The organism is Plesiomonas sp., from assembly GCF_051650925.1.
Taxonomy (GTDB): domain Bacteria; phylum Pseudomonadota; class Gammaproteobacteria; order Enterobacterales; family CAMTGL01; genus Plesiomonas.
The window spans coordinates 1-2142 of record NZ_JBOFRH010000496.1 but is presented as its reverse complement, the minus strand read 5'-3'; the positions used below and the strand labels follow the sequence as shown (position 1 = coordinate 2142).

3 protein-coding genes are annotated in these 2142 nt (G+C 46.2%); 2 read left to right on the top strand and 1 reads right to left on the bottom strand.

The features are described from left to right. On the bottom strand, positions 1 to 863 hold an 863-nt coding region (locus ACRC27_RS11940), incomplete at its 3' end, for a BcsE family c-di-GMP-binding protein (protein WP_438639968.1). A 405-nt stretch (positions 864 to 1268) separates the two neighbouring features. Here ACRC27_RS11940 and bcsR point away from each other — a divergent pair. Together bcsR and ACRC27_RS11930 are read left to right on the top strand one after the other, a co-directional pair. Beyond that, the gene (gene bcsR / locus ACRC27_RS11935) at positions 1269 to 1463 is read left to right on the top strand and encodes a BcsR/BcsP family cellulose biosynthesis protein (RefSeq protein WP_438622575.1); all 195 of its coding nucleotides are present in this window, start codon (positions 1269 to 1271) and stop codon (positions 1461 to 1463) included. 54 nt (positions 1464 to 1517) lie between these two features. Continuing rightward, positions 1518 to 2142, top strand: a 625-nt coding sequence (locus ACRC27_RS11930; protein ID WP_438639967.1) for a cellulose synthase operon protein YhjQ/BcsQ, incomplete at its 3' end; no start/stop codon positions are given.

The window sequence follows — 2142 nt, the reverse complement described above, 5'->3', positions numbered from 1 at the left end:
CGTTCACTGCGTAACTGATAAATCTCGCGCGCAAGACTGTCAGTTTGCGCCGTTTCGGTGATCGCAAAAATCACAGTGGCATTCACAGCCTGTCGTGCAGCGGCTAGCAATGTCGGTTTATCAACAAACAATTTCCAGTGGCGGGAAGGAGCAATAGTTCCGGCCAACACACTCTGTATGGCTAAAATTTGATCTTCATCGGCCAGAGAGCCAAGCACCAGATCATTTTCAGACGTATGCAATGCCAACCGATTTTGCTGAACAGAGAGTTTCACGCTCACGCCGGCCGACACGCCTAGCGCATTGCGCCAGTATGCTAAATCATACTCAATTAACTCAGCTTGGCGGCTCAAGTGTACACAACCGGCTAACCACGGATTACACTGATTCAACCCCTGCCGCTGTTGCTGAACATTCGCCCCTACGCCCACCACCAATACGGTCAGCGCTTTATCCTCTGCCCAGCGCGAAAGTGCCTGTATATCTTTTTGTAACCCGGCCACTTCACTGCTCTCTAAAGAGGCGGCCTGATACTGCACAATAATAATGTCTAGCCGCTTGAGGCCAAACCAGCGCATTTCATTTGGAAAACGGTTTAGCCATTTCCCCTGACTATCTTGTTCCAACTGAAATATATCACCAACAAGCTGCTCATTTTTCAGTACCGCTTGATAAGACTCGCCAAGCGGTAACGCGGTGGAAAAATAGTAGCGAGTATTGGGCTCAAAACGCTGTAAAAACGTGACAATTAACAGCTCAGCAATGGGAGGGTGATCTGCGGTCACCCAATACACTCCGCCTTCACGCAGTTCGGTGAAGCTGGTAGGTAACCCATCAATCGCTAATTGGAACGTATCATTCATTATATTGAGTTCTCAATGCATAGGGCTTATCTACAATACAACCTTATTAAACAATCATTTGTCACAAAAATGGCGTTTAACAAATGAAATATAACTGTGCGTTGTACTCTCATATCAATAATAATAAAACACTGTGCTTATTTTGTATTTTTTTGCTAAAAGTGCGTTATTTTTAAACATAACACATATGCAAAACAAATAGACTAACAGTGCCATAAAGTCTACATTTACCTTGGGTTATGTAGAATCTGCAACTAACATTATTCTTACGATGACGGCATCTAATAAACCTATTTCAAACCGCCGTGCATTGCCGACGCACCGTTAACCTATCCTTGTTCCATTCATATGCGGCATTTGGGTGTTGAATTTACAGGAAGTCCGTAAGCATCTGAGGAATGAGTGATGGATAAGATAACAAAACAATATGTCGTCGGTGATGATGTGGCTAACCTGATCCACTGCTACAGTATGAATCAAATGCAGTACCTTGAAGTAAAAGATATTCAGGCAATCAAACAAATAACACAGCGCTGGCCGCTGCTCGCAGAGTCTGTTGATGAAGCGATAACACAGCCATCAACGGTAAAAAAAAGTTGAGCATGATGCCAAGATAAACACCGTCTGTAACTGACCACACAAAGGATATGCGCTATGCCAGTGATTGCTATTCAAGGGATTCGCGGAGGATGCGGTGCAACAACCGTCGCCGCAGGGCTGGCAGCCGCACTTCAGAGCTTAAACTATCCAGTATTACTGTGGGATTTAAGCCCCAATAACCTGCTTGGCCAACATCTTGGGCTGCCTTTTAGCGAACCAACCGGCTGGGCTAATGCCATGACGCAAGAGCAGCCTTGGCATCATGCCGCCTTTACCACCGAACATGCTGGTCTCCAATTATTGCCTTTTGGCCTTATCAATAACATTCAGGCACTCAATTCACTGCCCGAAGATTGGCTGAGCAAGGCACTCGCTCGCCTAGACCTGCCACGCAACAGCTGGGTGATCCTTGATACCCCTTTGTACCCACATTTTCTCAGCCAACAAGCTGAACAGGCGGCAGATATTTGGCTACAAGTTACCGAGGCCGATCCTGCCTGCCATGCCCTAATGCAAAGCCGTTTGCCGACAGAGGCCAATGCTACTCCCGAAAATACCTCGGTGAGTGAACCTGATCACAAGCTAGCCAACACAGAAATTACCCCTCAAACCAGTGAGCCACAACCTGATGCACATAAAACGCAAAATAATCTACATCAGGATGATGCGAAAAATGCGG